The 2,976-nt window shown below is 44.8% G+C and carries 2 protein-coding genes and 1 pseudogene; all 3 read left to right on the top strand.

Annotated elements, in window-relative coordinates; all coding sequences use genetic code 11:
- The coding region (locus tag FS875_RS10735) for a phage major tropism determinant (protein ID WP_342778874.1) at positions 1 to 2,477 on the top strand (2,477 nt) is incomplete at its 5' end.
- A gap of 11 nt (positions 2,478 to 2,488) precedes the next feature.
- Positions 2,489 to 2,818 carry a hypothetical protein gene (locus tag FS875_RS09530; protein ID WP_144756129.1) on the top strand — a complete coding sequence of 110 codons (330 nt, stop codon included), beginning with the start codon at positions 2,489 to 2,491 and terminating at the stop codon, positions 2,816 to 2,818.
- Between the two features lie 62 nt (positions 2,819 to 2,880).
- A pseudogene (locus FS875_RS10740) lies at positions 2,881 to 2,976 on the top strand (lysozyme); the annotation flags it as partial.

Below are 2,976 nucleotides of genomic sequence, written 5' to 3' on the forward strand. Positions count from 1 at the left end.
TAACAACAGCCAATGATGCAAAGGGGATTGCAGAAGCCTCTAAGACGTTATCGGAGGAAGCGAAGACTATTGCGCAAGCAAGCAAGAGTGCTTGTGATGACATCACACAGAAGCTTAGTGATGTAAAGAGCCTTGCAGAAACGGCAGTATCAACAGCCAATGCCTCCAAACAAAGTGCTGATGAAACGAAGCAACAAGCTTCAGAAGCGAAGATTTTAGCATCAGAATCCAAAAGCGTAGCGGATAGAGCACAAGAGAAGGCAGAGCACGCAGAGCAGCAAGCAAGTGAAGCTACGAGAATAGCGACTGAAGCAAAAACGGCAGCAGAACAGGCGGTTCGTTCAGGAGCGACGGCAGATCAAGTAAGCACGGAAGCTGTAAAAAGCCTCGTTGAAGAAGCGAAGAGCCAAGCTGCAGCAGCAGAGAGATTAGCTCAAGAAGCCAAGAGCAAAGCCGATAGTGTAGAGAGCATAGCGAATGAGGCAAAACAAACTGGAGATCAGGCAAGCACTACAGCTAGCACAGCCAAGAGTGTTTCGGAGGAAGCCAAGAAGGTAGCAGAGGAAGCACAGAAAAAAGTAGCTAAGGTAGAGAGCAAAGCGGACAAATCGGAGACTTTAGGTTATCAAGCGTTAAATAAAGCCAGAGAGGCAGAGCAAATAGCAGATGGCGCGAAGGTAAAAGCGGGCTTGGCGGAAAGAGCAGCAGAAGAGGCGAAGAAAACAGCGAACGAAGCAGATACGCGCGCCTATCAAGCCAAAGACGAAGTGAATAAAGCCAAGGAAGCAGCGAATAATGCGAAACTTACAGCCCAATCGGCGCAACGAGTAGCGGAAGAAGCCAAAAAAACAGCCGATACGGCACATAGCAAGGCGAGTGAAGCCAATAATGCCGTAAAGAGCATAAAAGATACAGCGGATTTTGCAAAACATGATGCGGAACAAGCACGAAGTACAGCAGCAAAGGCAGAAAATGTAGCATATGGAGCGAGTAGTCAAGTTATAGATGTCCGGCGAACAGTTGATAGTATGAAAGCGACAGTAAATTTGGCAAAACTGGAGGGGGAAGAGGCGAAGAAAACGGCTGGTAAAGCAGAGAATCTAGGCTACCAAGCTTTAAATAAAGCAGGAGATGCGAAACAAGCGGCGGATGATGCCAAGGTTACAGCGCGTTTAGCAGAGCGAGTAGGAGAAGAAGCCAAGAAGCAAGCTGGAACAGCTGAGACACGAGCTTATGAAGCTAAGGATGAAGCAAGTAAAGCCAAGAAACTAGCAGAGAGTGCGAAGTCGACAGCAGAGAGTGCAAAAAGCATTTCCGACCAAACAAAACAGTCTTTAAATACGACCAACCAAGAGCTTAGTGATCTCAAGAGCTCTTTAGCAACGCTAACAGCGACGGCGAATTCTGCGAAGAGTACAGCAACTGTAGCTCAAACAGAATCTGCAGCAGCAAAAGCACTAGCAGAAGAGGCGAAAGAGGCAGTTTTAAAATCGCAAGGGAGCAGTGATTTAAGCGGTTCTCCTTTGGTAAAACATTTAACTTGGAAGGGCATTTCGCTTTCTACCCCTTTTCTTGTTGCCTCTGACAAGCAGAAGATCCTCTTAAAAAAAGGAACACATCTTGCTTTGCAAAATGGGAATGATTTGTCTGTAGTGAGTTACATGGAAGATACTCTCATTCCAATGAATAGAACTCTCTCAGGGGGTCAAGATTATTACATTTATTTAGTAAAAGCAGGTGAGAACAATGTGCAATTTGTTGTGTCCTTGAACTCTACTTATCCCGTAGGTTATACGGCAACGAATTCCCGCAAGATAGGAGGTTTTCATACGCTTTGTGCGGATGTTGGAACGATTTCAGGACACCCGTTATCAGGCTATAGAGCAGGGGATATTTTGCCCCATTCTGTGTGGTGTCTCAATCATCGTCCGCATAGTTCCCCCGAAGGAATGGTCTATGACCCCTCGCAAGATATTTGGGTAGATATTTATCTTCAATCAGGAACAGGGGAAAATAGCAAATCGGCTTATGGAGCTCTTGTCACCACCAATCGTAGCTATACGGAACATGTCTCAGATCTATTGCGTGTTAAGAAATCTTTACTGAGTGATGCGGCATTTGCCTCTGCGATGTATGGAAGTAATGAAAAGACCAATATATCAGGAAATAAAGCGCCAAGCCCCAAGAAGTCAGGCGGTCATGTTGATACGGCGAATAGGCGGATGATCTCGCATATAGGGTGTGAGGATGGTTGTGGTTATCTTTTGCAATTTTTATCAGAGACGTTTTTAGTGCAAAGTCCTCTTGCCTCTGGTGGATCTAGTTTTAGAACGACAATGAATGTCTTGGTTGGAGGTGGGAATTGGCAACAGGGTTCCTATAGTGGACCTTTTTTTAGGAATGGTCAGTATAGTCGTGGTGTCAAAGATGACAAACTAGGCGCGCGTGGCTGTAGTGGTCCGCGTTGTTTTGTTTAGAGGATATTGAGATGATAGATTATCCAGAGCATTTAAATAGCAAGCAAGATTATTTGAACATGCTTTCCTTTGATAAGGGAGAAACGGTTAGAAGGCTCAAGGGTCTTTTAGAGACGCGTTTTTATTGGGTCTTTGTTAAAGAGCTTTGTGACGGAGAAGATGGTGTGGAAGATGCAACCCATAGAGTATATATAAGCCAAGAAATCCCATTTGATTTAGAGGGAGAGCTTATAGAAAAGCGTTATCAATATGAATTACAGGAAAGCGAATATGCGCCGTTGTTTAGACTTGGCTTTAGTGTAGAAGAAGTCGAGAAGTTGATTAAAGAGCATAGTCAATAGAGATCATAAAAGAAGATTTAATCCAGCCCCGCATGAGTGGGGCTTTTTTTATGGAGGAGTGAATGAGAAAGATATCGAGGGAAGGATTAGAACTGCTCAAGCAATGGGAAGGCTTGCGCCTAGAGGCGTATAGAGATGCGGGATGTATCTGGACGATA

Source organism: Bartonella saheliensis, assembly GCF_902162175.1.